This is a genomic window from Streptomyces uncialis, assembly GCF_036250755.1.
GTDB classification, from domain to species: domain Bacteria; phylum Actinomycetota; class Actinomycetes; order Streptomycetales; family Streptomycetaceae; genus Streptomyces; species Streptomyces uncialis.
This window is the reverse complement of sequence record NZ_CP109583.1, coordinates 1-26,702: the sequence shown is the minus strand read 5'-3', so window position 1 is coordinate 26,702 and position 26,702 is coordinate 1. Positions and strand designations below refer to the sequence as shown.

The following is a 26,702-nucleotide window of genomic DNA, read 5'->3' as shown; positions in this document are numbered from 1 at the left end:
AACTCCCTTCAGGAGGACATGTGTTCAGCAGGAGACGGAACGCCGGGATCGCGGCGCTGACCGCCTCGGTCTCACTGGCGCTGGTCGCCGGGCTGACCGGTGCGGGGCCCGTGACCGCGTCCGTGCCGCCCGGCGAGGTCACCGCGCAGACACGCCCGGCGGGCGGCCCCGCCCATCAGGTCACTCTGATCACCGGGGACCGGGTCCGGGTCGACGCGAAGGGCCGGATGGCGGGCTTCGAGGCCGGCCGGGGGCGTGCGGATGTCCCCGTACGGACCTTCACCGAGGGCGGGCGCACCTTCGTGGTACCCCGTGACGCGCAGCGGCTGGTCGCCGAGGGGAAGCTGGACCGGCGGCTGTTCGATGTCACCGAGCTGAGCCGGGCGGAGAGCCGGGAGGCCTACCGGGACGGGCTGCGGCTGATCGTGGCCTACGGCGGCGGCGGCGCGAGTGCGCGCGGTGCGGTGCGGGCCGCGGACGGAACGGAGCTGAACCGCTCGCTGCAGGCGCTGAACGCGGACGCGGTCACAACGGCGGTGAAGAGCACGCCCGAGCTGTGGGAGACGCTGACCCGCGGCACGAACGGACAGACGCGTACCACCGCGTCCGGGATCAGCCGCATCTGGCTGGACGGCCTGCACAGGGCGACCCTGGAGACCAGCACCGGGCAGATCGGCGCGCCGAAGGCGTGGGAGACCGGCTACGAGGGCGAGGGAGTGAGGATCGCCGTCCTGGACACCGGGGTGGACGAGACCCACCCCGACCTCCAGGGCCGGGTGGTGGCGGCGCGGAACTTCAGCGGCGCCCCCGACGCCGCGGACCGGGACGGCCATGGCACCCATGTCGCCTCCACCGCGGCGGGCAGTGGTGCCGGGTCGAACGGCACGCACAGGGGTGTCGCGCCGAAGGCCGGGGTCATCAACGCCAAGGTCCTGGACGACGAGGGCGGCGGTTCCGACTCGGGGATCATCGCCGGGATCGACTGGGCCGTCGCCCAGGGCGCGGACATCGTCAACCTCAGCCTCGGCCGCGAGGACACCTCCGAGATCGATCCGCTGGAAGCGCAGATCAACAAGGTGACGGCCGAGAAGGGAGTCCTCTTCGCCGTCGCCGCGGGCAACTCGGGACCGAACTCGATCGGCTCGCCGGGCAGCGCGGACGAGGCCTTCACCGTCGGCGCCGTCGACCGTGCGGACAAGCTCGCCGACTTCTCCAGCACCGGACCCCGGATCAGGGGCGGCGCGGTCAAACCCGATGTGACCGCACCGGGTGTGGACATCGACGCCGCCGCACCGGGCGGCGGCCGGCGGACCATCTCGGGTACGTCGATGGCGGCCCCGCATGTCGCCGGTGCCGCGGCCCTGCTCAAACAGCGCCACCCCGGCTGGAAGGCCGCGGAACTGAAGTCCGCGTTGGCCTCCTCCGCGAAGGACGGCGGATACACCCCGCACGAGCAGGGCGCGGGACGGATCGCCGTCGACCGGGCGATCACCCAGAGCGTCGTCGGCCAGGAGACCTCGATCGCCTTCGGCAAGCTGCTGTGGCCGCACACCGACGACCAGCCGGTCACCAAGAAGATCACCTACCGCAACAGCGGCACCGCCGATGTCCCCCTCGGCCTCAAGGTCACCTCACACGGCCCCGGCGGCAAGCCCGTACCGGCCGGATTCTTCACCCTCGCCGCCGACCGCATCACCGTCCCCGCCGGCGGCACCGCCACCGTCGGCCTGACCGCCGACAGCCGCCTCGGCGGCGACACCCACGGCCACTACGCCGCCACCGTCGAAGCCACCGGCGACAACCAGACCATCCGCACCACCGCCGCCGTCGAACTCGAAGCCGAGTCCTACGACATCACCCTCAAACACATCGGACGCGACGGAAAACCCAGCAAGCACTTCGAATCATCCCTCAGCTCCCTGACCGACGGTCCGGGGATGATCCTGTCCGGGACACCCGAGACCGTCCAGCGTCTGCCCAAGGGCGAGTACGCGCTCGACGCCAGCGCCCCCATCGATCCCGCCGCCGACCCGACCGGCCGGACCAAGGGCTTCGACCTCGTGATCCAGCCCAAGCTGGCCGTCGACAGGACGATGACGGTCACCGTCGACGCCCGCAAGGCCAAACCCGCGAAGCTGACGCTGAGCGATGTGAAGGCCAAGTTCACCGGCGGGCAGATGGAGTACGTGCAAACAGCGCCCGACCGGCAGGACACCCTTGGCGTGCGCTTCCCGATGCGCTCACCCGGCGGGCTGAACATCGCCCACCTCGGGCCGCAGGTCACCGACGGAACCCTGCACCAGCAGTGGCACGCCAACTGGATCAAGGACGCTCGCAGTGAGTACCACGGCACCTCCGGCGGTCCGGTGACACGGATCGCCACCGGGTACAAGCGCACCTTCAATGCCGCGGAGTTCGCCGAGGTGAGGGTGGGACTCGCTGCCTCGGCCAAGGACAAACAGGGCCTGCTGCAAGCGTACGGGGTCCTCCCCAGCACCCTCTTCGGATTCGGGGGAGCCCCCGCCACGCGGAAGATACCCGCCGCGCACACGCTGCATCTGTCCACCGGCGACCGGGCCAAGTGGCAGCTCGCGCTGACCCAGACCCCGGCGGGCACCCCGGCAGACGATCCCGAGCCCGAGGTGCGCCACTACAGCGAACCGGCGTCCTACCCCAAGGGCAAGGTCCACCGGGAGACCCTCGGTACCGCTGCCGTCGCCCCGAAGGCCGGCAGCGCCTCGGGATTCTGGCGCTACGGCGAGATGCTGTACCCCGATGTGCCGATGTTCGCCGACGGCCAGGGCAACACCGGAACATCCCAGTTCGCCTCGGCCACGACCACGCTGTACCGCAACGGTACGAAGGTCGCCGAGAACAGTGACCCGGTCACCGGCCAGGAGGGGCTCCAGATCGGCCGCGAAGGGGGAGACTTCCTGCTCACCACCTCGGTCCGGCGAAGTCCCTCGACCGCTCTGGTGAGCAGCCGGATCGACTCCGCATGGGCCTTCCGCGCGAACGCGGCGCCCACGGACGGCGAGCTCCGGCTGCCGGTTTCCACCGTACGTTTCACGGGTGTGCGGTCCGGGCTCACCGGCACCGCCCCGGCGGGCGTCGGCCAGACCATCCCGCTGGAGGTGCACGGCGCGGCCAAGGACAAGGTCAAGTCGCTGACCGCGCGCGTCTCCTACGACGGCGGCAAGACCTGGAAGAAGCTGAGGGTCACCAAGAACAAGGTGACCCTCAAGAACCCGGCCAAGGGCAAGGGCATCACCCTGCGCGCCCAGGTCGTCGACAAGCAGGGCGGCTCCCACAAGGTGACCGTGTACAACGCCTTCTTCGGCAAGTAGACGAACGAGCCGCGCCCGGCACCGCGAGGGCGGTCCGCCGGTACATCCCGTACCGGCGGACCGCCCTTCCCCGCGCCAGGGGACCGCCTGTGAGCGCACGCGATATCGTCATCTTTGTAGCCTTTAGCCCGATAAGGGCGATGATCGCGTCGTGCCGGGCGCAGATGAAGAGAGACGGGCCTGATGGAGCGACACCTGATCACCGGGGCAACCGGGCTCGTCGGGGGGATGCTGACCCTGGACCTGCTCGAACACTATCCCGACGCCGAGTTGGTGTGCCTGGTGCGACCGCGCGGCGCAAGGCCCGCCCAGGAGCGCCTGGATGCCGCGCTCCGCGACGCGGCCACGGCATACCGGCGCGAGGCCGCGCTCAAACGCGCCGGGCAGCGCTGTCGGGCAGTGTCCGGGGATCTGACTCTGCCGCTGTGCGGCACCAGCGGCGCGCAGGTCGGCCCCGTCTCCCACGTCTGGCACTCCGCCGCCTCCCTCGCCTTCGAGGACGAGGCCAAGGACGCGATCATGCAGTGCAACGTGGAAGGCACCCGCCACGTGGCCGCCCTGGCCCAGCGGCTGGGAGTGGGCGTGTTCAACCACATCAGCACCGCCTTCGTGGTGGGTGACCGCGCTGGGGACATCCCCGCCGCGCCGGTGGACCCGCAGGTGCGCTCCAACAATTGGTACGAGCGCTCCAAGGTCCTGGGTGAGCGGATCGTCTCCTCCAGCGGGTTCCCCACCCTGCGGATCCTGCGTCCCAGCGGTGTGATCGGCCACGACACCACCTTCGGTGCCACCACCTTCAGCGGCCTGTACGGCATGGTCAAAACCCTGCTGGCACTGCGGCTCCGCAACCGCCAGGACTTCGCAGGGCAGCACCTGCGGATCAGAGCGGACGCGGACGCACTGGTCAACTTCGTCCCGGTCAACCTCGTCACACGCGGTGCCGTCACCCTCAGCGCCGCAGACGCCCCGTCAGGCGTCTACCACCTGTCCAACATCTCCCAGGCCACAGTGGCCGACACCCTGTCGGCCATCACCGAACGAGTGGGCATGCCCGAACCGGTACTCGTCGCCACCACCGACGGGTTCACCCCCGCCGAGCAGCGACTGGACCGTGCGTTCACCTTCTACCGGCCCTACCTGAGCGCCACCAGGCACTTCGGGCTGGCCGAGACCCTCCAGCACACCGCAACCTCCATGGACGCCCCCCTCTCGCGCGAGCGGCTGGTCGATTTCGTCGACTGGTACCTGGGAACCCTCAAACGGCGGCCCGCCGTGGCCGGTCCCACCGGCTGATTCCCCCACCATTGAGCTGGCCGAAGCGGACATCGCGCCGCTCGCCGCGTTCGCCGACGCCCTCGACCAAGCAGCCCGACGACCCCGGGAACGACGGCTGGGGGTCCCTGCTGGGAGGACCAGGACACCCCGTTCCGGCGCCGGCTCCACGCAAAGCTCGCCGCGGCCGGATTCGAGTGCGCGGCCGATGCCGCCATCATGTACGCGCCCGCCAACCGGTACCACGGCCTCGACGACACCCAGATGGGCCTGATCGCCACCCTCACCGGCGCCAGCTACGACACCGTACGGGCCGCCCACAAGGCCGACCTCGCCGCGTGGTCCCGCGAGCGGCAGCTCCGCGACCACCCCGACCTCGCCGTCCTCGACGCGGACCTGGACCGCATCCGGCACCGCATCTGACCACGCGCCGGGTGCTCGGTGCGCATCCGATGTGCGCGGAGCACCGGGAGTGCCGAGCTGAGATCGGTCAACCCCCGCCCGTCGCCGTCGCCGTCGCCGTCGCCGTCGCCGTCGTCGTTGCGCGGCGCAGCTGCCGCGCGGCCGGAATGCCGTTATCTCGGCGGGGGAGGAGGTGATCAGGATGTCGTTGCCGCGCCGGCGGACGCCGGGTGCTGCCTCCTCTTGGTGGTGTGGACCGCGATGCCGAACCACTTCGTGCCCGGTTCAGACGGCCTCGTCCGAACTCGCCGCCGTCGCGACCTGGTGGGCGGGGATGGTCAGGTGAGGAGCCAGTCGAGGAGGCCGGTCACGAGGAGAAGAGACAACGCGGCGGAGCTTGTGACGGCCATGACGGCGGCGTAGAGGCCGAGGCCCGCGAATCTGCCGCGCCGGGCGGACTTGCCGAGCCAGGCGGCCGTCGCGCCGTACAGGCCGGCCAGGAGCAGGGCCAGCGCGATGGTGAAAGCTACGGTGACGGCGGAGCGTTCGTAGGCGGTGGCTTCGGCCAGCCGGACCTCCACCTGTTCTCCTCCGGTGTACGGCTCCCGGGGCGAACCCAACTCCACCCCGTTTCGGTGTTCCGTGCCGTCGGCGGGGGCGAAGGAGCCCTCGCACCTGCGGTTCGTTTCGGTGGCGTAGCAGCGTGACACGGTGAACACGCCGTCGGCCGGCCCGATACCGGCCGCCGCGCCGACCGGGCCGACACTCGTCCACACCGCTCCGATCGCCATCATCGCGCACACCACCGCACCCGCGCCCCCCAGCACCCTCCACCTCCATACCCGTGCCCGGGTCCGTCCTGCGGTCCGAATCCGCGGTATCCGCTTCATCCCGCCCCACCTCCGGCGTCTGGAGTCCCCGCCACCCCCGGACGCCAAACCCCGCACGCACACGACCGGGAGCCGAAAAGCACCGCCGCGGCTGGGTTCCGTCGGCGGCCCTGACCGGAAACCCTCACCGGCGGCCGGGAAGCCATCGGACCGCGCAGCGGGACGGACCCCGAAGTCCCCGTGCCACCGCGCGGACCGATTCCGTTCTTGAGCGCCGGAGGCTCGCATGGCACGTCAGCGGTGAGTGCGGGACATCCCAGCCGGTGCCCGCAGTGACGATGCCGAGTACCCGCCCGTGCCGTGCCCGGCGATGTCGCGCACTCCCCGGTCCGGGTCCCCGGTGGCAGGGGCGGGTCGACGGCGTACCGGCTCAGTCCCTGCTTGGGATCTGCCAGATGCTGCGGCACGTCCGGTGCCTGCGCAGTGCCCGCACGCTCCGGCGAGATGGTCGCCGTAGACGCCGGACCCGGTCGCCACCGCTTGTCGGGCCAGGGTCACGAGCCCCGACGCGAGCCGTTCGTCCAGCGGGATCACACCGTCCGCCCATCCGACCGACACCGTCATGAACAGCGGCGCGAGACCGTCCAGTCCCCGGAAGGTCTCGGCCAGCCGTGGCAGGAGTGGTGCCAGCCGCTGCGCGAGGTGCGCCTCGCTCGGCCGGTTCCAGGGGATCGGGACCCGGGTCCGGAGCAGGACGTCGCTGGTGTCCTGGACGGACAGGAGCGCGACTGCGGTGTCCTCCCGCACCGGCCGTGGGGTGAGCGGGTGGGTGGGGACCGCCTCGCCCAGGGCCCGCCACAGCACATACGCCGTGGTGTCCGACTCGATCAGCATCTCCACCTCGGGGTCCAGCACGGGCGCACTCTCCTGAAGTCGCAGGGGGCTTCTCCGGCAGGGTCCCCGACCCGGCGGCCCCGCACAGGCCCCGGCAACGAACCTGTGTTCTTCCTCCCGCCCAGCGGGCAACAACCTTCTCCACGGCTCCATCCGGCGGGCCCGCGCGAGCGGTGGCGACGCGCGAGACCGCGCCGGGCGGCCCGGAGCCCGGCTACCGCCGCGGCGGTGCCCGGCCTTGCCGTCCGGCCCCGCCCACCAACCTCTGCGCCCGGTCCGGCGGCCCCCGGCAGGTCCCGGCGAGCTGGCTGCGTCCCGGCCTCCGGGCGGGGACGCGGGGGAGCGGGAAGAGCTGCGCACCAACTACTGGGCGTGCTCACCGGCCTTGAAGGATCTTGCTGCTGGGCTTGACCATCAGCAAGATCCCTTCACCGGACCGGCGGTCCGCCGAACACGAACCCTGTCTCGGCGACGGGGTCGCACAGAGAACCTGTCCGGCCCCAGGGACCGCAGAGCGAGACGAAGCCCGCCCGATGCTTCTCAGGCATCAGCGGTGAGGCGTATTCCGTTTCCGCCCCCGCGGACCGGTCTTGTTACCTTCTCCCGTCGGCACTCGTCATGAGAGCGACGACCGCACACGAACGGTCGCATCGACGAGTGGATCGAGAGCAGGATGCTGAACGAGATCATGTACGTGACGATCTACGTCACGGATCAGGACCGCGCGCTGGAGTTCTACACCGAGGGACTCGGTCTGGAGAAGCAGCTCGACTTCCCCGGGCCCGACGGACGTTTCCTTACCGTCGGGGTTCCCGACAGCCCGGTGCAGATCATCCTGTGGTCCCACGCGCCGGCCGCAGGACAGCCGGGAGGCACGGGCGCGCCCGGTCCGCTGATCCTCGAATCCAAGGACCTGCGGAAAGACTTCGAGATCATGCGCCGACGCGGCGTCGTCTTCGAAGAGCCCGAACCCGTGGACTATCCGTTCGGGGTCCGCATCGAGGCGGTGGATCCGGACGGCAACCGGGTCTCGCTCCGTCAGCAGCGGAAGTCGTGACCGCCCCCCCGTCCGCTCTCGTGGCTGAGGCGTTCGAAGCCCAGCGCGACCGGCTGCGCGCTGTCGCGTACCGGGTGCTGGGCTCGCACGCCGACGCCGAGGACGTGGTCCAGGAAGCCTGGATGCGCCTCGTCCGTCAGGACGCGGCGACCATCGGCAACCTGGCGGGCTGGCTGACCACGGTGGTCGGCCGAATCAGCCTGGACCTCCTGAGATCCCGCCGAGCCCACCCCGAAATCGCCTATGAGCAGGAGTTCGCGAACCTCGTGGTGATACCCGACGAGGACCCCGCGCCGGACGAACAGGCGGCGCTGGCCGATTCGGTCGGCCTCGCCCTGCTCGTCGTGCTCGACTCGCTCACCCCGAGCGAGCGCCTGGCGTTCGTCCTGCACGACATGTTCGCAGTCCCGTTCCACGAAATCGGCCGGATCCTTGGCAAGTCCACCGCCGCCACCAAGATGGTCGCCAGCCGCGCCCGCCGCAAGGTCCACGCCACGAACCGACCGGCGGGCTCCGGCCGCGAGCACCGAGAGGCCGTCCAGGCATTCGGCGCCGCCGCCCGCAGCGGCGACTTCGAAGGACTCTTGCGTGTCCTCGACCCGAACGTGGAGCTGACCGTCGACACATCCGACGGCATGGTCGTCACCCTCGGCGCCACCAAGGTCGCCTCCGGGGCCCGCATGTTCTCCGGCGAGGTCGCCCGCCATCGGCCCGTGCTGGTCAACGGCATCCCCGGCCACATGTCCTGGCACCCCGACGGAACCCCCCTCTCCCTCATCGCCTTCGCCGTCACCGAAGGACGGATCACCGGCATACACATCGTCGTCGACCCTGCCAAACTGGCCTCGATCCATCTGCCCGCCGAGACCTGAGCCGGTGTCGAGCACCCCGCACTCCGACAGGACGGTGTCCGGTGCGATGGCGAAACCACGCTCCGGCGTCGAGTCCACACGCCATCCGCCGTGGCCGGAGCCGCGCGGGCTGTGACCTGGCGTTATGCCTCCGAGACAGTACGACTCGTCCGCAGCGGACGACGGGAGACAGGATCGTGGGACCGAAGTGGGCTGGCCTAACCATGCAGAGAAACACTCCGGATCCCGACCTGTAATTCCGCAAGTCCGAATAGCCGCAGTTGCCAGTAGTGGGCGTCGAGGGCCTGGCGGAGGGCGGTGGCTCGGAGCTGCTGGAGGTGCAGGCCGGCGACCTCGAAGCCGCCGCCGCCCTCGCCACTGCCGAACCGCGGATGCCCGCGCTCCTGGTGAACGTCGCCACCCTGCCCGACCCGGACATCGACGCGGCGTGCGCGGACGCCTTCGCCCTCGATGCCCTCGGAGGCGTCTTCCTCAGCGCCCTGCGCACCTGGGAACAGGCGGGCCCGGACGCAGCCGAGGGCATCGCCCGCACCGTCATCCGCTTCACCGCCGACATCCTCACCGAGGACCACGAGGACATCGACGACCGTCGGTCCTGCCGGTCCGACGGCGGTGATCCGGCCGGGGCCGGGCCGCTCGCGAGGGACGCCAGTCCCGGCCCAACGCCAGCTTCCGCCGCCAGCTTCCGCAGGCTGCTCTACGAGTCGCCTCGACGGTCATGGGCAGGGCGGGGAGATCAGCAGGTCAGTGCCCTGTTCAAGGGGGTTCGGTTGCGCCGACTACTTCTCTCAGGGACCCCCAGGAGCGTTGAGGAGCCCAGTGAAGTCGACGGGGGCGGGGGCGGAAAGTGTCGGGGAAACAGTGCAGTGCCCAGTGGAGGTGGTACGGCGGGAGCGGTCAACAAGGGAAGAGGCGAGCAAGGGGAAGGCAGGGAAGGGATGAGCGACGAGAGGGGCGGTCGGCACGACGGCGGCTTCCGTCCCTGGACGGAGGTGTAGATGAACGCTGGTATCCGCGATGTGAGAGGCGCGAGATGCGCCCGGCTGCGTCGTTGAACGGCACATGGGACTGAACGTGCGGGCTGCACCCGGGGTCGAGCAGCGGGCCGAGCTGGCGGTCGAAAGCGCCTGTCATCTCGCTGACAGCGTGGAGCCCGGGCGCGGCGGAAGACGCGCTGGACGCGATCGACGTCCTGGCCGCCGCTCTCTCCCAGATCAGCCCGGAGACCGCCGGGCCGGACGGGTGACAGGGCACGGGCGGACCTGGAGCTGCGGGGTCCACATGTGGGAATGCCGCGCGGTCCGTGCTCAGGTGGTGGTTGTTTCGTTGCGGGTGGTGGCGGGGTGTCTGCCGCGTCGGTGGGCGAGGAGGGCGAGGGTGGTGCCGATGGCGAGCCAGAGGGTGAGGGTGAGGGTGGGGAGGGCTGCGCCTGAGCCGTCGAAGAAGGCGTTGGTGCGCAGGAGGCTGCCGGAGGCTCCTGGGGGGAGGAGCTGTCCCAGGGTGGCCCAGCCGGTGGGGAGCCAGTGGGGTCCGGTGGCCAGGCCGGCGAGTGGGTTGCCCAGGAGCATCATCAGCCCGGCTCCGAGGGCGAAGCCGGCCATGCCGAGGAGGGCTTGGAGGCCCAGGAGGGTGGTGGACAGGGCGGCTGTGCCGAGGGTGAGGCCGAGGGCGGTGAGCCAGTAGTTCCCGTCGATCGAGTGGGTGGCGAACTGGAGGACGGCGGTGATGGCGGCGCCTGCCGCCAGGGAGAACAGGAGGGCTCCCGTGATGCGGGTGCGCAGTGCGCGGTGTCCGGGGAAGACCCCGCTGAGGATGAGGGCGGGGAAGATCCCGCCGAGGATCATGGGTAGGAGTGCGGCGGTCAGTCCTGCCCCCAGGGGGTCGTCCTCGGTGAAGGGCGCCAGGTCGTGGACGGTGGCGGGGGTGGTCTGTTGTGCGGCGAGGTTGTCGCCCAGCGTGGTGAGGGCGCTGGTGGCGGAGGGGCTGCCCGCGGTGGCCGTGTAGACGTCGACGTGGTGAGCGGTGACGGCGAGGCCGCCGGCTATGTCCCGGTCCTTGACCGCGGTCTGCAGGGCGGTGGCGGTCGGGTAGGGGCGGACGTCCCAGGCAGCGTTGTCGGTGCTCTGCCGGAGGTCCTTCGTGATCTCTTCGGGGCCGGTGACGCCGATGGGGACGCGGTCGGGGCCGCTGTGGATCGAGGGCAGCGCGAAGGCGCACAGCATGATGGTGATCATCGCTGCCAGGCCGAGGACGACCAGGGTCAGCTTGCGTCCCGTGCCGGGCGGGGCGTGGTCCGGCATCGCGGGTTTTCCGTCGCCCCGGGGCGCGCGGAGATGGCTGCGTCCTTCCTCGGGCGTCATGGTGACGGGCGGGAGCGTCTGGTTGTCGGGCATGGTGGAACCTCCGATAGAATGTGAATGTGAATTCACGTTCGCATAGCGAGGGTATGCCGAGGAGTGCACCAGTTGTCAAAAGGGCCTGTCCGCCAAAAGCACCTGCCAGGAGCGCCGCCGATACCATGCGGGACATGACCGAGGAGCCGGAGCGTCCAGCGGCATACCGGCAACCCCGGCAGGCCCGCAGCGCCGCGACCCTGGCCCGCGTCCTGCGGGCGGCCGAGGAGATCGCCACCACCGACGGCCTGGAGGACCTGACAATGGCCGGCGTCGCCGCACGCGCCGGCGTCGCCGTCGGCACGATCTACCGCCGCTTCGACGACAAGGAACAGCTGATCACCGCCCTGTCCGAGCGAATGCTCGAACACCGCGAGGAATACGTGGCCCAGCGCCTGCGGGCAGCCGAGCCCTCACTCTCAGGCGTCATCGACGCCTACGCACAGGCCCTGCTGCAATCCTTCGCCGACAGCAGCGGCCTCTTCCAGGAGCTGCTGCGCGCACAGGGGGACAGGTCGCTGGACCGCGGGGCCCGCACCATCACCGCACTCCACCGCCTCCTCCTCGAAGCGGCATCCCCGTACACCGGCCAGATCCGCCGCTCCCAGCCGCAGAAGGCACTCGACACCGCTGCCCGCGCCGTCCTCGGCGCCTGCTACCACGACGCCGTACGCCCCGACCCCGCCACCGGAGAAACGGCCAGACGCCGCTACGCCGCCGAACTCACCGACATGGCGATCGCCTACCTCCTCACCCCCGACGGACACCGCTCCACCCACACCTGAGCCGAGCACACTGCCGGACAGTTCTGGCCCGGGTCCCGGCCGTGGTCGACGTCGCCCTGGCCGCCGCCGGCGTCGCCGCGGTGGTGTTCGTGATGAACAAGGACGGCATCTTCCAACGCCGTCACCTCCTCGCCGAAGCCCGACGCCACCTCGCCCTCGTCCTGAGGGGCCGCCCCCGGGAACCCGGCCTCGACGACCAGGTCGTGGACGCCGCCATCGCCACGCACTGCCTCGACATCACCGACTCCGGGACGCTGCACAGCGGCACCATGGCCCACCGCCTCTACACCACCCGCTGGACCGAGGCCGACCTCAAGCCCGCCCGCCGACGGCCGGCCATCCCGGATGCCGACCGCCAGCTCCCGCCCGACACGGGCACGCCGGCCACCCTCGGGCTCCCGGACGAGGTCCCGTCCGACACAGGTGCCCCGCACGTGCTCCGGCTCCCCGACCAGGTGGCGGGGAAGTGGGAGATCCCCAGGGTCCCGCTGCGCTACGACCGGGCCGTCCTCGCCGCCGGGGTGGTCCGCGAGAAACTCCGCACCACCCTCACCACGGCCGGGCGGGGGTACGACATCGCCGCGCACCAGCAGGCCGCCATGCCGGAACAGCTCCTCCCACCCCCGGCCACCGCCGAGCCCGACCGCGACGACGACCAGGAGCCGGAGGAGGCCGAACCCCGGGAAGCGGTCGACCTGACCGCGGTGCGCGCTCTGAAGAAGTCACGCACCGATGTCGAATCCCTCGACCTCACCGCCGAACAGCTGCGCCATATCCAGGAGGCGTACGAGCGGGCGAGGGATCAGGCCCGAGAGCGGGCAGCCCAGTACGTCGGTCAGGGGGATGCCGACGAGCCCTCGCGGCCGGTGCGCGCGGGCGACCAGCAGGCGCAGGCGCACCGCCCGCAGCAGCCCGGACCGCACCGCGGCCCGGGGGCCGGCTGCTGAGCGGACCCCGGCGAGTGGAGCCCACCGGCCGGTCGATGCCGCTGGGTCCACTGGACGGAGTGGTCTCCACCGGCAGGCGGGGGCCGTCGTGCGGGAGCGTCCGGCATCGCCGGACGATGCCGGACACTCCGGTTCCCGTGCATCCGGCGCGGACCGGATGCACGGGAACCGTCCCCCGCGATGCACGGCGTCGTCACCGGCGATGCCGGGCACTCCGGGCCGGTGCGCGGCCAAATGAGATGATCTCTTAGCCGCCTCGCAGCTTACCGAAGCCTCTCCCACCAGCAACGACGGGCAGCACACCTCGACCCGTTCGCATCCGCGTGCGATCCCCGAGAACCATCCGCCTCGCCCCCCGCCCTCAGGGTGCTTTTCCTAGCGGGCCTTTGTCTGGCCCGCCCCCTGGTTCGCCTGCCGGGGATCGTTCAACACGTTCACGCCCTTTTGGTTACCGAGACCTTCCCTTCCTGGGGTGGGACTGGCTCTCTTGAAAGGAAAGGAACCGGCGGGCCGCTGCCCCGCCACTGTCAGGACGAGGGCCAGGGAGTGCTCATGGATCTCGCAGTCCCTCGGCTCCGCGTCGATCTGCTGTCCGGGCTCCACCCCCATGAAGACCGTGCCCAGCAGCACACCCAGGCGTGGGTACAGGAAATGGGCATGATCGCCAACAGCCCGAAAGTGCGGGAGGTCCGCGACTCGTTCCTGCTCGGAAGGCCGGCCGCCCGGGTCTGTCCCCACGCCTCCGTCGGCCGTTTATACGTCCTGGCGGACTGGACGAGCGCCTACTTCATCCTGGACGACGTCCTGGACGACACGGTGGAGGCCCGCGACCCGGAGGTGGCCACCGAGATCGCCGACCAGTTCATCGCCCCCTTCCTCGGCACCGCCCCGCGAACCGGGCGCCACCGGGTGGGCGATGTCCTCGCGGTGTCGAGGATCCGGGAAGGACTGGCCGACCTGTGGGCCCGCACCCGGCCGGGCATGACCGCCGCGTGGACCAACCGCCTCGTCCACGACATGACCGCCTACCTCTACTCGCACGTCCGCCAGTCGGAGATCAACTCCTCCGAAACCCCCTTCGACGAGGACGCGTACTGCGCCCACCGGCTCCTGACCAGTGCCATGTACGTCTCCGCCGACCTCATCGAGGTCGCCACCGCCAGGCCGGTGCCCGAACACCTGATCCGCAACCCGGACGTCGCGACCATCCGCGAAGCCGCCTCCCACGTCGTGGCCTGGGTCAACGACCTGTACTCCGCGCCCAAGGAGATCCGCCTCAACGACCTCTGCAACTACGTCGTGGTCCTGACCAGCAAACTCGACGTCTCCTTGCAGGAAGCCGCCGATCTCGTCGCCCAGCGGGTCGACGTCCAGGTCGGACGGTTCCTCGCCGCCGAGAGCCGCGCCGAGGCCGTCCTCTACCCCCACCTGCAGCCCGACGACCGCCAAGCCCTCACCGAAATGGTCGAAGGACTCAAGACCTGGATGACCGGCAACGCCCTCTGGGCAGAGGAAACCGCCCGCTACACCGACCGCGCGACCCGGCGACCGGCCCCGTGCAGCACCTCGCCACACTCATCTGACGACCCCGGCAGCAACCGCGGCACAGGCCCCGCACAGAATCCCCGCCGGCCATGCCCGGCGCCGCCGAGGATGCCCCATGACGGACAGCGGGTCACCGGGCAGTGCCGTTCCACGCCCGCACGCGCCAAGCCCCAAGCATCCAGGGCGCACCGGGTTGAACCGGCGGGGTCGCGGGTTCCGCCTCCCCGGATCCGGCACCGGGCTCCACCCGCAGCAACCGGCCCCGCGCACCCCGCGTCCCCGCTTCATCCACCGCACCGCCGACCGGAGAGTGGACAGCTATGACAACGGACGTTCCGATCAGCCAGGCACCGGGAGCGCTGCCTCTCCTCGGCCACCTCCTGCCACTGGTACGCGACCCCCTGAAATTCCTCACCTCACTGCCCGCCCGCGGAGACCTGGTCCACATCCGAATCGGCCCCAAGAAGGCCCTTCTGGTGTGCGACCCGGGACTGACCCGCCACGTCCTGGTCAACGACCGCACCTTCGACAAAGGCGGCCCGGCATTCGACCAGGGCAGGGAAGTCCTGGGCAACGGCCTGCCCCTCTGCCCCCATACCGACCACCGCCGCCAGCGACGGCTGGTCCAGCCCGCCTTCCACCCTGCCCGCCTGCCCGCGTACGCCCGCCTGATGACCGAACAGACCGACACCGCCACCGGCTCGTGGACCGACGGCCAGACCATCGACGCCTATACCGAGATGCAGAACATCGTCGCCCAGGGCCTGGTGGCAACCATGTTCGCCGACACCCTCAACCCCACCGCCATCACCGAGGTACTGGAGGACCTCGGCGCCATCACGGACGGCATCTTCCGGCGCATGATCACACCACCGCGCCTGAACACGCTCCCCACCCCCGGCAACCGCCGCTACTACCAGGCCCGATCCCGCCTGCGCCGGACCATGGTCCGCGCCACCGCAGACCGCCGCTCCGCCGCCACCGGCCACGACGACCTGCTGTCCGTACTCCTCGGCAGCCCAGATCCCCCCGAAGACGGCCATGACCAGAACCTTTCCGACGCCGAGATCATCGACCAGCTGATGGCCTTCTTCTTCGCCGGCATCGAGACCGCGGCCGCCACCCTGGCATGGGCACTGCACGCACTGGCCCAGCATCCCCACATCGAAGAACAGCTCCACGCCGAGGCCGACAGCGTTCTCGCCGGCGCCGCAGCCACACTCGACGACGTGCCCAGGCTGGAATACACACGCCGCGTCCTCATGGAATCCCTGCGACGCTATCCGCCAGCCTGGCTCGTCAGCCGCACCACCACCACCGACACACACCTCGGCACGCACCCCGTCCGCGCCGGCACGGCCGTCTTCTACAGCCCCTATCTCATCCACCACCGAACCGACCAGTACGACAACCCCGAGCAATTCGACCCCGACCGGTGGAGCAGCTCCCGCCACCTCAACCCACCGGACGGCTCCTTCATCCCGTTCGGCGGAGGCGCCCGCAAGTGCGTCGGCGACCAGTTCGGCATCACCGAAGCCGTCATCATCCTGGCCACGATCGCCGCACGATGGCGCCTGGAACCCCTGCCCGGCCGCCCCGTCCGCCCCGCCCTGGCCCTCACACTCAGCCCGCAACGGCTGCACATGCGCCTCAGGCCCCGCACATAGCACCGCCCGGGTCCCGAACCCTGCACACCCCGCGTCGGCTTCACTCAGCCCACAGAGGACGAAGGCCCACCCGCCTGGGCGGTGCGGCGTGCTCGGCCCGGCCAAGCACGCCGTCGGATCATCGCTGCCCCGACGACTCCAGCACTCAACGGCTACACACTCGCCCCCCAAAAAAGGGTCACATCACCGTGCTGGCGCACCTGCTCAGCCTGTGCAACGGCTCGCCCGGCGCGACCAACCCCGCAGGCCAGCGAGTTGTGTGAACCACCCAGCGGGCCTTGACCCCTCCGCACCCGGCCGGGGATGCGCCCGCGTTCTGCACGATGCCGGGCCGTATCGGATGTGCACCGGCCAGTGTGGGATGTGCGTCGAGGGCCTGGCGGAGGGCGGTGGCGTGGAGCTGGCGGAGGATGTCGTCGATGTCCTCGTGGTCCTCGGTGAGGACGTCGGCGGTGAAGCGGATGACGGTGCGGGCGATGCCCCCGGCTGCGTCCGGGCCCGCCTGTTCCCAGGTGCGCAGGGCGCTGAGGAAGACGCCTCCGAGGGCATCGAGGGCGAAGGAGTCCGCGCACGCCGCGTCCATGTCCGGGCCGGGCAGGGCGGTGACGGGGGCGACGATCCGGGTGGCGACGTCCACCAGGATCGCGGACATCCGCGGTTCGGCGGCGGCGAGGGCGGCGGCGACTTCGAGTGCGCCGGCCTGCACCGCGCGGAGGTGGTCGAAGGCGGCCGTCACCGCGTGAGGAGTCATCGGAGTGAGCGATTCGGCGACGGTGGTGTCAGGCACAGGGGTACTCCTGTCGTCGGGCTGCCGTGCTGATCACGACGGCTTCGGACAGCCTCGGGCGCAGGCCCTGTGGACAGCGGCCGGAGATTTCTCCCCCTTTTCCGAACCGGTGCGAACCGTCCGGTCAATGGTCTAGCCGTCACATACCGGACCCCCCTTGACCAGTACCGTCCCTGGGGGCGACCGGCCCATGGCTCTGGTCCACCGAAACGACCGGCGTCCGACCGGCGGCCACCCGAGGAGCCGCTGGCCCTGCCAGTCCGATGGCGGTGAACTGGCCGGGACCGGGCCGCTCGCGACGGACACCGAGCCCGCCCCCACGTCCCTCTTCCGTAGGTTGCCCTACGACTTGCCTCGGCGTCATGGGCGGGACGAGGAAATCAGCAGGTCAGCGCCCTGGTCAAAGGGGTTCGGCTGCGCCGACTGCTTCTCTCAGAGACCCCCAGAGTAATGAGGAGCCCAGCGAAGTCGACAGGAGCGGGGACGGAAAGGGGCGGGGAGAGGCCGGTACGGACGGCAGCAGGCTGAGAACGGACATACGCCAGCTTCCGCAGGTCGCCTTACGAGTCGCCTTACGAATCGCCTCGATGTCATGGGGAGGGCGGGGAAATCGGCAGGTCAGTGCCTTGGCCAAGAGGGTTCGGCTGCGCCGACTACTTCTCTCAGGGACCCCCAGGAGCATTGAGGAGCCCGGTGAAGTCGACAGGAGCGGGGGTGGAAAGGGACGCGGGGAGAGGCCGGGACGGCCGGTATCCAGGCTGAGAACGAACAGACAGCGCAGTGCGGCAAGCGATACGGAGGGAGCGGCCGACAAGGGAAGAGGCGAGCAGGGGAGGGAGGGAAGGGATGAGCGACGAGAGGAGCGGCCGACGGGACGGCGGCTTCCGTTCCCGGATGGAGGTGTGGATGCCCTCGGGCCCGGGTACCGGGGCATCGGCACAGGACCCTGACTCCGCCTGCCTGGCGCTGCCGTGTGCTGCGCCCGGGGCCGGGTGCGCGCACGCTGGAAGGTATGGAGAGCGCGCCGATCGTCGTGCACCGGCCGTCGCCGTCGGGCGGCCGGCGGGTGAGCGTGCACCGGAACGGCCGGGACGAGATCCTGGGCCTCGCGTTCTCCGACCATGACCTCGTGGTCTTCCTGGAAGCCGCGGGCATCACCGAATCAGGCCTGGTTCTCGATGACCCTGGCTAGGTGGAGTGGCGGGGCGCGGACGCGCACCACTGGAACGCCGCCTGACGACCGGCACCCGCAGGCTGGCGCCGCACCCGGTGGCGGCAGCGCCGCGCCCTGGCCGCCTTCCTGGACGGCTGGGGCCGGGCCGGGGAACCCGCCAAGGCCAGCTGATCTCTGCCGGTCACACTCCGCCGGTCGGCCGTCCTCGCGGCCGACCGGCCCCGGTCCCGGCGTCCTTCAGGATGCCGATTCCTCCGACTCGGAAGACTTACGGCCGTGGGCACGTCGCAGAAGGCCCCATGCCCGCTGTGGCGGACCCGCTGGACCGTCACCGACGACGGGCCGGACCACCCGTATCCGCCGGTCCTGATCGTGTTCAACTACATCGGTGTCCGGGAACCAGACCCTCCTCCCTCGACGCGATCGGCAACCCCCGCCTCGACGCCGTCCTCACCCGCCAACGCCAGCAGATGAAGGCCAACCAGGAGGCGTACCAGGCGCAGCTCCGGGATATCAGTGAACGCCACGCCGAGCGCGTGGCCCGCCGCCCGGTCTGCACCGGCTGCGGGGCCAAGCTCACCGACGAACGGTGGAAGGCGGCCCGGGCGACGGGCCGGGGCACTCCGGAGGACACCCGCCCGCACCTGTGTGACACCTGTAGCCCCCAAGCCGCCGCCACCGAAGGCCGAACGGCGGACGAACAGGAACACCGTGAGCCGGTGCGCCGTGGGGCAGAGCAGGAGAATCTCCAGAGTGAGGCCCGCCCTGCCTGTACCGGATGCGGAACGAGGTTCAAGCTCATGTACGAGATGCCCACGTTCTACTCCGGAGGCGGCGTTACCAGCTTTGTGGCGCTCGGGTCGACGTCCGCTGCACAGGCCAGGGTCGGCAGGTCGCGGTCGAGCAGGCCGTTCATTTCGATGGCCACACGGCTGAGCAGGTGGGCGGCTTGGATGGATTGGCCGTCAGCGACGGCGGCGTAGAACCGGGCGGCATAGGTGATGGCGTCGGCATCGCCGATGGTGTCGGACATGCCGATGGCGAACGGCACGGTGCCGACCAGCTTCCCGGTCTGGGCTGCGGAGTGGCAGGAGTTCAGCAGGACCAGCAGCGGCTTGTCGTCCACGGCGGCGATGGCCCGGGCGAAGGCGTCGGCGCTGACGATGGCACCTTCGTGGAAGCCGTCCTCACCCTTCTCGAAAGCGATCAGGTCCTGTGCGCTGTGGCCGGAGAAGTGCACGACGTGGGGACGGAACCGGGTCAGCGCGTCCAGGAAGACGTCCGCTGTTGCAGCAGGGTGGACGTCCAGTTCGACAAGGTCGCGATGGGTGGCGCTCTGCACCGCAGCGCGGATCCTCTGTTGTTCCCGGCCGACTCGCAGGTCACCGGCGGAAGCAGCCGCCAGTAGCAGCACCCGCAGTTTCTCCGGCTTCGGGGCCCGCAATTCCCTCAGCACTGTGCGCACCTCGCCTTCCGCCGCCGACAGGCGGCTCTCGATCTTCTGCTGCTCAGCTGCGGCACGCCGCTCCGTCTTCTGCTGTTCACGCTGGCGAGCCTTCTCCGCGGCGGCCCGCTCAACCTGTTCCGCCTTCGCCAGCTTGACCGACAGGTCAGCTGCCTCCTTGGAGAGCTTGCCGACCTTGGCGCTCCACGTGCTGGCGTTCTGGCCAGCTTTGTTGGCCTCGTTCTCGTATCGCTGGGCAGCACGCTGCTTGCTGTTGACGGTACCCTGACTACTCGCCTTGGCGGCTGCTGCTTCCTCCTTCGTGGCCTTCGCGCGCTTGTCGGCTTCCTTCTTGCGGAACTCGCCGACCTTCTTCTCCGCGTCAGCGCGAGCCTTGTTCCTTCTGTCCAGCTGGCTCCGGTAGTAACTGGCGTTCATGGGCGTGCCTTTCTGCGGTTCCCGTCTCGCCAGGCTATGGCCGCCCACTGACAACGCCCCTTGCCGCTTCCCACAGTGTTCCTGCAGGTGTGGCGGCAAGACGGGCAGCCCTGTGCGGGTCCGCTGATGATCGTGGCGGACGGCTCACGTTCCTTGCGCCGAAGGCCATCTGCGCGCTGGTAGATACTGGCCGACATGGCAGAAGGCTCCGATCCGCAGCAGGACGTCACTTACCGAGCGCCGGTCGGCTCCGTCGACCTCAAGGCGTTCGACGACGACGGCAACTCGTACGAGATCCGTGCGTGCCATGACTGTCTGCCGTGGTACGCGGAGGTTGTGGTCGTGGCGGGGAAGTCCTCGTCAGGGAGTGGCATGCGGTGGGATGTCCGCAGTTCCAGGAGCTCATCCGGGACTGAGACGGGAATTCATCGCCCAGGGTCGGGACACATCTCCTATGGGTGATGATGTTGTGGTGAGTCTGGACCTAAGCAATTACGAACTTCTCTGGCCTGCATCGCTGTTCATATCCGAGGGTGAGCGCGTGCTCCGGTCCACAGGCTCCTGGCAGGACCGGGCTATCTGGCTCCTGACGGAGGCCCTGGCCGGCACAACCGCAGTCGCCGACTTCGAGGATCTGCCCAACCACACCGCGCCGACAGCCGATCCCTGGGCGACCACCGCCACCGGCTGGGGCACCAAACGGGCCGTGATGGACCAGCACGACTGGTTCACCGAACTCATCCGCCGGGCGCCCGAGCTCAGGCATGCGGCCGCGCCCCGGCCGTACTGGCCGCAGCGCCGCGGCAATGGACTCGCTCACGATGGCAGTACCGCGCGAGACACCCGAGGGGACATCGCGCGGCTCATCAGCGAGTTCGCCGACAACGGCTACCTGGCCGAAGTCTTCGGCGAGGAATGCATCGACGATCACAGCGAGCTGCCTGACCCCTCCGACGTGATCGACAGGCGACTTGGCATCCCTGATCTGTGGCCGCTGGCGCCGGAGGCGTGGGGCGAAGACACCTTCTACGGGCTGATCGAGGTGTTCCACGACCTGGTGAGCCGCCCCGTACGCGGCGTTTCCACTCCTACAGCGGCTGCGGATGGCACCACTCGGAGTTTCACAACGGCCCGGCACGCGTTCTGTACCGGTGGAAAGTCAACCAGCTGTTGCGCGAGGCAGGCATCGATTACGAACTGGCCGCCGAGGGTGAGGACCTCGGGCGCCTGGTCGCCGTCACCGACGACGCCCGAAGCCAGCTGGTGCACCGCGCCCTCAACGACAGCCCACCCGGCACCACCGCCGGAGTCCGCCATGCCATCGCCCTCTTCCGAGGGCGTGACACGTCAGCCGAGAGCAAGCGATCGGCCATCTTCAACCTCGCCCGCATCCTTGAGGAACGCCGTGCCCTGATCAAGCAGCACCTCGGGAAGGACGAAGGCGCGCTGTTCGAGATCGCCAACCGCTTCGACCTGCGCCACCGCCGGGCCGACCAGCGCGGCGAGTACGACGAAGCATTCCTCGACTGGATCTTCTGGTGGTACCTCGCCACGGTAGAGCTGACCAACCGGCTGATCGCGTCGCGGCGCCTCGCCTGAGCCGTGGCGCCGAACGTGCCTCCCGATCGGGTGACCGTCTCAGTAGTCGTCCCGATCGGAGGGCGCATCGTGCTCCTCGATGGTCGTAGGTGCAGGTACCGCAGTTGTACAGCGTCGTGTCGCACTCGTCGTGGTGATCCCACACCGGTCGGCGCTTCGGACGCCGCCGACTGCACGGAGCCGGCTTTCGCAGACCGGACCGAGGCGACCTGGGTGGCGGCCGCCGGTACCGCTCACGCCCATTCCACGCCGATGTCCCGCAGGACGGTGCGCTGGTGGTGGGTGAGCCGTGCCAGCCTCTGCTTGGTGTTGGTGGCGAACGCACCGAGTTTCACGGTGTGCTCGGCCCCGTCGATGACGACCTGTTCGGTATGGGGTCGGGGGACGGTGGTTTTGCCTTCCCTCGCGATGTACTGGGCGTAGGCGGCGACACCGCGTTGGAATGCCGCTGACAGCTTCTCCGCCCCGGCCTCCGTGTTCTTCCCGGCCGGGGCGGGGGCCGGCTGCTCGACGGGCTTGATTCCGAGCCCGGTCAGTCGCTCCCGCTGCTCCTCGGCCAGCAGCTTCCAGGCGGCGGGCTTCTGCTGCCGCTGGATCCACGCCCCCAGATCGTCGCCCTCGAACAGCACACCGGGCTCGATGTGAGGGAGGACTGCGCCGGGTTCCTCGGCTGCCAGGTCACGCAGGATTGCGTAGTGGCGCTGCCAGTCGAGGGGCCAGGGGCAGTTCCAGTCGGGGTCGATGGCGGTCATCTGCGCCGCTCTGGCCTCGGCCCGTTCGGTGTCCTTCCCCAGTCCGCCCTTGCGCCGGAGGTTGGCCATGTGCCGCCCCACCGGCTGCGCCTCGGTCTCGGTCTGACCCCAGAGGGCGTCCTGCCGGGGTGCGAGGTGTCCGTGGGCGCGGTGGTAGGAGCGGAAGAACGCGAGCTTCGTCTCCCACGCCTCATCTCCGGGTTCCCACACCATCCCCTCCTCGTCCAGCAGCACGCGCCGCCGTTCCTCCAGGTCCCCGGTACGGGCTGCACGGCGCTGCTCCGCCTCCCAGCGTCCGAGGGGGTAGTTGACGACGCCGACCGGGACTTCGGTGTCGTAGGGGGTGGCCACGAGCCCGGTGATCCCGTTCTCGAATCGCCAGCGGCGCCGGGCCTCGAAGCCCTCCAGCCACACCAGCGACTCCGGCCGGTAGACCCGGGTGCGCAGGAACGCGGCGATCGTCGCGGGGTCGCGCGGGCCGGAGAAGTGCAGCAGAGCCGACTCCACCGCCCCCTCGGTCCCGTTCTCTTCCTGCTCCTGCTCCTGCTCCTGCTCCTGCTCCTCGTTCTCGCCGGCCCGGATGATCTGGCCGTCCTCGTCCCGCTTCACGTGGGTGCGCTTGTCCTGCTTGCCGCGGGACAGCGTCCGGGATGCCAGCTGCTCGACGAGACGGGCGTCATGAGAGCGCAGGCCGTTGAGTACGGCGACCAGCGGCTTGTAACTGGCGGAGGCGATCATGCCGCCGGGGTCTTCCCCGGCCTCCAGGAACACCGGCACGATGATCCTGGCCACCTTCGTCGTGCCGTCCGGATTCGGCCGGAGCGCGCGGCCGATGTTCTGGACGATCTCGACCTGGGAGCCGCGGGTCTCGGCGAAGCAGATCGCCTCGACGCCTCGTTCGCCGACGATGTCGACGCCTTCGCCGAGGACCCGCACGGAGGCGAGGAACGCGCGGTGGACCCGCTTGTTCTCGGCGTTGATGCCGCCTGCGAACTGGCGGATGACCTCGCGCCGCTCGCTGACGAGGTGGTCGCCGCACAGCCATTGGGCCCAGACGCGGTCCGCAGGGACGTGGCGGCCGGCTTCCAGCTCGTACAGTTCGGCGTCGATCGACGACTTCGGCAGCGCCTCGGCGTCCTTCAGCGCCTTGTCGGACGCTTCGGTGCGGTAGAGCTCGGCGGCCGTGTGCGGCAGCTTGGCGGCGAACGCTTCGGCTTCCTCGACGCGCTGGTGGAATGTCATGACGGTGCGGAGGTTCTTCGCTGCGGCGTGCTCCAGGAGCGCGGTCTGCAACAGCGCGAGCCGCCGGCCCCGCAGCGCCTCCTCCGAGATGCCGAGGATGGGGTCGGGGTCGCGGATCTCCAGGACGTCGATCTCGAATCCTGCCAAAATCTGACGCTCGACCGCCTCCGAGAGCCCGAGATCGACGATCCGTTCCCCGTACGTCTCGGAGTCCCCGCTCATGGACGCGATCTCCAGCTCGCGCCCGTCCTTGCCCTTCTGCGGGCGCGGCGCGGCGAGGATCCGGGGCGTGGCGGTCAGGTAGAGCCGGAAGTCCGCGGGGATGCGCCGGTTGTCGTGGATCGCCGCCCATGCCCGCCCCATGTCCCCGGCCGTGCCGTGGGCCTCGTCCACGACGGCGAGGTCGAAGCCGTCCATCTGCTGCCCGTACAGCCGCTCCCCGCCCGCCAGGGCGGCTTCCAGCGGCCCCCGGACCCGAGTCTGTCCGGTTGGGTCGGCGGGGTCTTCCCGGTCCACGAGGGAGGCGTAAGTGGCTAGGACGATGACCGGCCCGGACCCGGCCCACAGCGCCAGCTGGATGGCGTTGGTCGTCGACCGGACCCCGAGCCCCTTCAGCACGGCGTCACCTTCGAGCGAGCACACGGCGACCATCGGCGCGGTGTGGCCGACCCGGCGCCACGCCTCGGCGGTCTGGACGAGGAGGTCGAGGGTGGGGACCATCACCAGGATCCGGCCGCTCCGGAAGCAGTCGTACGCGGCGGCGGCCACGGTGATCGTCTTCCCGGAGCCGGTCGCTGACACGACCATGGCACGGGCACCATGCTCCGTCACAGACGATCTTGCCGGGAATCCCACCCACCTGCGGATACGGGAATTCGCATCCACCTGATGTTCCCGGAGCTTTACACCAGACATTCCAGAGCCCTTTCCTTCTCGCTTCGGTGTGCGTTTTTGGGATGTCAGCGCGGATTGAAAGCGGGCACCGACACGGTGCCGTCCTCACCGGCGACGGCGTGCTTGGCGAGCTGCGCCACGACCTGGTCCGGGGAGACGCCGGCCCGGGCGGCAAGGGCCTGGATCCGCCGGCCCGCGGGCGCGGTGAGCCGCACCTCGGCCCGCAGTTCGTCCCTCTCGTCCCGCCGCCGCGCCTGGTGCGCGGCCTGCCGCTCCAGGAACCCCGCGCGCCAGGTCTCCCGCTCGCGCGCCCAGGCGGCGCCCTCGGCGCCCTTCTCCGGCTCGTAGACCGTCCAGCCGGACGACTCCATCAGGGCCTGAACCCGGTGCCACTCGACATGCTTGGCGGCCCACCGCTCGGCCAGCTCCTCCGGATCCCAGGCGAACGGCTCCTGCTCCAGGTCCCGGGGCGGAGACCGCAGCGCCGCCTGACGCTCGGCCTCCGTCTCGCGCTCCCGGACAGCGGCCTCAGCGACCGCCTCGTCCACCCCTCGGGCGGTCAGACCCGCACCGTTGCGCCGGACCGAGTCACGGGCCACATCCTCAGAAGTCCAGATCACCGCTGCTCCCCCTCTTCCGCTTCGTTCTTCAGGGCCAGGCCGTGGTTCTCCAGGTGGTTCAGGAGGAGCCGGGTGAGGTCGCGGGCGGGGTCGCTGATGTGGAGCCGGCCGTCCTCGGGGTCGAGCCGGCCGGGGAGGACGATGGTGCGGGTGAAGAAGTCGCAGAGCGCCCCGACTGTTTCCGGTGGGATGGTCACCGGGCCTTCCAGGTCGCTGTGTGTGAGGGCGGCGTTCATGACCGTGCCCAGGTGCCGCTGCCGGGCCAGTTCGTCCGCATCCTGCTCGTGCACCCGGCCCCCGGTCTCCGGGATCTCCTCGGACACCTCCACGACGCGGTACAGGCCCTTGGTGCCGTACAGGCCGGGGTCCCGCTCGTTGACCCTGCGGACGATGGCCACGGCCTCCTCGACCGACCGCACCACGGTGTGATTCGTCGTGGTCACGGCCCCGGGGTGGTTGTCGCCGGTGCGCTGCGCGACGACCCGGTAGCGGAACAGCTCCGGCTCGCCGGGGCCGTTCTGACGCCTGCGCTCCTCGTCCCGCCAGCGCTGCACCCCGGAGTCCTGTTCAGGGGTGTACTGGTCCATGTCCTGCTGGTCCATCAGCTGCCAGATCCGCCGGAGCTCGATCCTGCGGACGGCCGCCAGCCAGTCCGCGGCACTCCTCACGTCAGGGTGCTGCTCCAGCTCTCCCGCTGCGGTGAGCAGTTCGTGGACCTGGCCGCGCGTCAACCCGGTGACCTCACCCCAGATCCCCTCCCGCGCCGACAGCCGCTGCTCAAAGCTCAGCCGCTCCACAGTCGGCCCGGGGGCACCTTCCGCGGCCTCCTGGCCCTCCAGTTGCTCCTGCCACCGCAGGAAGTCCGCTCCCTGCTCCTCGGCCGCCTGGTAGTCCGGGCCGTACCTGTCCTCGCCATACGCGGACAAAGCCGCAGCTTCCCCGACCTCGGCGTGCTCCCACCGCTCTTCGGACGAGGAGAGCTGCCAGCGCCTGCCCTCCATCAGCGCCGGCAACAGGGCGCTCAGGGCGCGAGGCGCGGCGATGGAGGACACAGGGAGCGTGAACGTGCTCTCCACACAGTGCTCCACCACACTGCACGTCCAGCCTTGGTCCGCTGACGTCCACGTCAGAGTGAGCCCCGAGGGCCATTCCTCCGCATTGAGCCTGGGCGAGCCCACTGCCCAGTGCCAGGACGCGGTGCAGGACTCACGGTGAGCCTCGTCCCGAATCACCGAATGGGAGGCCCCGGCGAACCCTGCTCGAGCGAACTCCCGCTCCACTGCCTGCGCATATCGCTTCCACGTAAGGAAAGCACTCATCCGCCAATCCTTCCCCACCGATAAGGCCACCTCTTCACACTCTGGGGGTATGCCTTGTTTTCCCTAACTCTACATGCTGCCTACTCTACCAACCCCTGATATCCTGAAGCCCAACCCGATCGAGTCCCCGCCCCCTACTGCTGCTCCCCGCGAAGCGGGCCCAGGTCCCGGAGCGCAGTGGAGGGACCCTCACCCCCCGTCAGGTCCCGGAAGGAGCGCAGCGACCCGGGACCACCCCCATCCGGTCACCCCTAAACCCAATCCGCACAAGCCGATCCACGCGCGCAGCGCGCTGACCGGCCGTCAGCACGGCGCGAGCGCAGCGAGGGCCCGCCCCACCCCCAAGGGCCGCGCAGTGGCCGCCCCCGCTCCAGGGCCCCGAGAGCGCAGCGAAGGGGCCGTCCGAGCTCCGCCCGGACAAG

At 70.2% G+C, this 26,702-nt stretch carries 20 protein-coding genes and 1 pseudogene; 12 read left to right on the top strand and 9 right to left on the bottom strand.

Annotated elements, in window-relative coordinates; translation table 11 throughout:
* The first annotated feature begins 20 nt into the window (after positions 1-20).
* From OG711_RS00105 to OG711_RS00095, 3 genes are all read left to right on the top strand, one after another.
* Positions 21-3,347, top strand: coding sequence for a S8 family peptidase (locus tag OG711_RS00105; protein ID WP_329557950.1), 3,327 nt, complete (start codon positions 21-23; stop codon positions 3,345-3,347).
* A 183-nt stretch (positions 3,348-3,530) separates the two neighbouring features.
* Positions 3,531-4,640: an SDR family oxidoreductase gene (locus OG711_RS00100; protein ID WP_329557949.1), complete on the top strand. Its 1,110-nt coding sequence runs from the start codon at positions 3,531-3,533 to the stop codon at positions 4,638-4,640.
* A 198-nt stretch (positions 4,641-4,838) separates the two neighbouring features.
* Entirely contained in the window at positions 4,839-5,042 is a 204-nt protein-coding gene (locus tag OG711_RS00095; RefSeq protein ID WP_329557948.1) for a hypothetical protein, read from the top strand.
* A 317-nt stretch (positions 5,043-5,359) separates the two neighbouring features.
* Here the strand turns inward: OG711_RS00095 and OG711_RS00090 are convergent, their stop codons facing one another.
* Both OG711_RS00090 and OG711_RS00085 read right to left on the bottom strand, forming a co-directional pair.
* Positions 5,360-5,848 carry a hypothetical protein gene (locus OG711_RS00090; protein WP_329557947.1) on the bottom strand — a complete coding sequence of 163 codons (489 nt, stop codon included), beginning with the start codon at positions 5,846-5,848 and terminating at the stop codon, positions 5,360-5,362.
* A gap of 297 nt (positions 5,849-6,145) precedes the next feature.
* Positions 6,146-6,766, bottom strand: a complete 621-nt coding sequence (locus OG711_RS00085; protein ID WP_329557946.1) for a hypothetical protein — start codon at positions 6,764-6,766, stop codon at positions 6,146-6,148.
* Between the two features lie 652 nt (positions 6,767-7,418).
* Here OG711_RS00085 and OG711_RS00080 point away from each other — a divergent pair.
* From OG711_RS00080 to OG711_RS00070, 3 genes are all read left to right on the top strand, one after another.
* Positions 7,419-7,802: a VOC family protein gene (locus tag OG711_RS00080; protein WP_073792685.1), complete on the top strand. Its 384-nt coding sequence runs from the start codon at positions 7,419-7,421 to the stop codon at positions 7,800-7,802.
* Positions 7,799-8,674 (top strand): sigma-70 family RNA polymerase sigma factor, encoded by an 876-nt coding sequence (locus tag OG711_RS00075; RefSeq protein ID WP_329557945.1) that lies wholly within the window; start codon positions 7,799-7,801, stop codon positions 8,672-8,674. Before OG711_RS00080 ends, OG711_RS00075 begins: the two co-directional genes overlap by 4 nt.
* 260 nt (positions 8,675-8,934) lie before the next feature.
* Positions 8,935-9,672, top strand: a complete 738-nt coding sequence (locus OG711_RS00070) for a hypothetical protein (RefSeq protein WP_329557944.1) — start codon at positions 8,935-8,937, stop codon at positions 9,670-9,672.
* 309 nt (positions 9,673-9,981) lie between these two features.
* On the opposite strand, the gene OG711_RS00065 is transcribed toward OG711_RS00070, so the two are convergent.
* Positions 9,982-11,067, bottom strand: a complete 1,086-nt coding sequence (locus OG711_RS00065; RefSeq protein ID WP_329557943.1) for a hypothetical protein — start codon at positions 11,065-11,067, stop codon at positions 9,982-9,984.
* Between the two features lie 134 nt (positions 11,068-11,201).
* Here OG711_RS00065 and OG711_RS00060 point away from each other — a divergent pair, with 134 nt between their 5' ends.
* The 4 genes from OG711_RS00060 (at position 11,202) to OG711_RS00045 (ending at position 16,011) form a co-directional block, all read left to right on the top strand.
* Positions 11,202-11,852 (top strand): TetR/AcrR family transcriptional regulator, encoded by a 651-nt coding sequence (locus tag OG711_RS00060; RefSeq protein ID WP_329557942.1) that lies wholly within the window; start codon positions 11,202-11,204, stop codon positions 11,850-11,852.
* 41 nt (positions 11,853-11,893) lie between these two features.
* On the top strand, positions 11,894-12,799 hold the full coding sequence (locus OG711_RS00055) for a hypothetical protein (RefSeq protein ID WP_329557941.1): 906 nt from the start codon (positions 11,894-11,896) through the stop codon (positions 12,797-12,799).
* Between the two features lie 552 nt (positions 12,800-13,351).
* Positions 13,352-14,668 carry a terpene synthase family protein gene (locus tag OG711_RS00050; RefSeq protein ID WP_329557940.1) on the top strand — a complete coding sequence of 439 codons (1,317 nt, stop codon included), beginning with the start codon at positions 13,352-13,354 and terminating at the stop codon, positions 14,666-14,668.
* Entirely contained in the window at positions 14,665-16,011 is a 1,347-nt protein-coding gene (locus OG711_RS00045; protein WP_073792690.1) for a cytochrome P450, read from the top strand. Before OG711_RS00050 ends, OG711_RS00045 begins: the two co-directional genes overlap by 4 nt.
* Before the next feature lie 178 nt (positions 16,012-16,189).
* Here the strand turns inward: OG711_RS00045 and OG711_RS00040 are convergent, their stop codons facing one another.
* The gene (locus OG711_RS00040) at positions 16,190-16,798 is read right to left on the bottom strand and encodes a hypothetical protein (protein WP_329557939.1); all 609 of its coding nucleotides are present in this window, start codon (positions 16,796-16,798) and stop codon (positions 16,190-16,192) included.
* A 1,012-nt stretch (positions 16,799-17,810) separates the two neighbouring features.
* On the opposite strand from OG711_RS00040, the gene OG711_RS00035 reads away from it, so the two are divergent.
* On the top strand, positions 17,811-17,990 hold the full coding sequence (locus OG711_RS00035) for a hypothetical protein (protein WP_329557938.1): 180 nt from the start codon (positions 17,811-17,813) through the stop codon (positions 17,988-17,990).
* Positions 17,991-18,792: 802 nt separating this feature from the next.
* Here OG711_RS00035 and OG711_RS00030 read toward each other — a convergent pair.
* Entirely contained in the window at positions 18,793-19,854 is a 1,062-nt protein-coding gene (locus tag OG711_RS00030; protein WP_329557937.1) for a CHAT domain-containing protein, read from the bottom strand.
* A gap of 144 nt (positions 19,855-19,998) precedes the next feature.
* Positions 19,999-20,163, bottom strand: coding sequence for a hypothetical protein (locus OG711_RS00025; RefSeq protein ID WP_329557936.1), 165 nt, complete (start codon positions 20,161-20,163; stop codon positions 19,999-20,001).
* 145 nt (positions 20,164-20,308) lie between these two features.
* Here OG711_RS00025 and OG711_RS00020 point away from each other — a divergent pair.
* Positions 20,309-21,453, top strand: a pseudogene (locus OG711_RS00020) (hypothetical protein).
* Between the two features lie 233 nt (positions 21,454-21,686).
* On the opposite strand, the gene OG711_RS00015 reads toward OG711_RS00020, so the two are convergent.
* The 3 genes from OG711_RS00015 to OG711_RS00005 are packed head-to-tail and all read right to left on the bottom strand — an operon-like array spanning position 21,687 to position 26,037.
* On the bottom strand, positions 21,687-24,362 hold the full coding sequence (locus OG711_RS00015) for a DEAD/DEAH box helicase (protein WP_329557935.1): 2,676 nt from the start codon (positions 24,360-24,362) through the stop codon (positions 21,687-21,689).
* A 44-nt stretch (positions 24,363-24,406) separates the two neighbouring features.
* Positions 24,407-24,961, bottom strand: a complete 555-nt coding sequence (locus OG711_RS00010) for a hypothetical protein (protein WP_329557934.1) — start codon at positions 24,959-24,961, stop codon at positions 24,407-24,409.
* Positions 24,958-26,037: a hypothetical protein gene (locus OG711_RS00005; protein WP_329557933.1), complete on the bottom strand. Its 1,080-nt coding sequence runs from the start codon at positions 26,035-26,037 to the stop codon at positions 24,958-24,960. Before OG711_RS00005 ends, OG711_RS00010 begins: the two co-directional genes overlap by 4 nt.
* Positions 26,038-26,702: the final 665 nt, after the last annotated feature.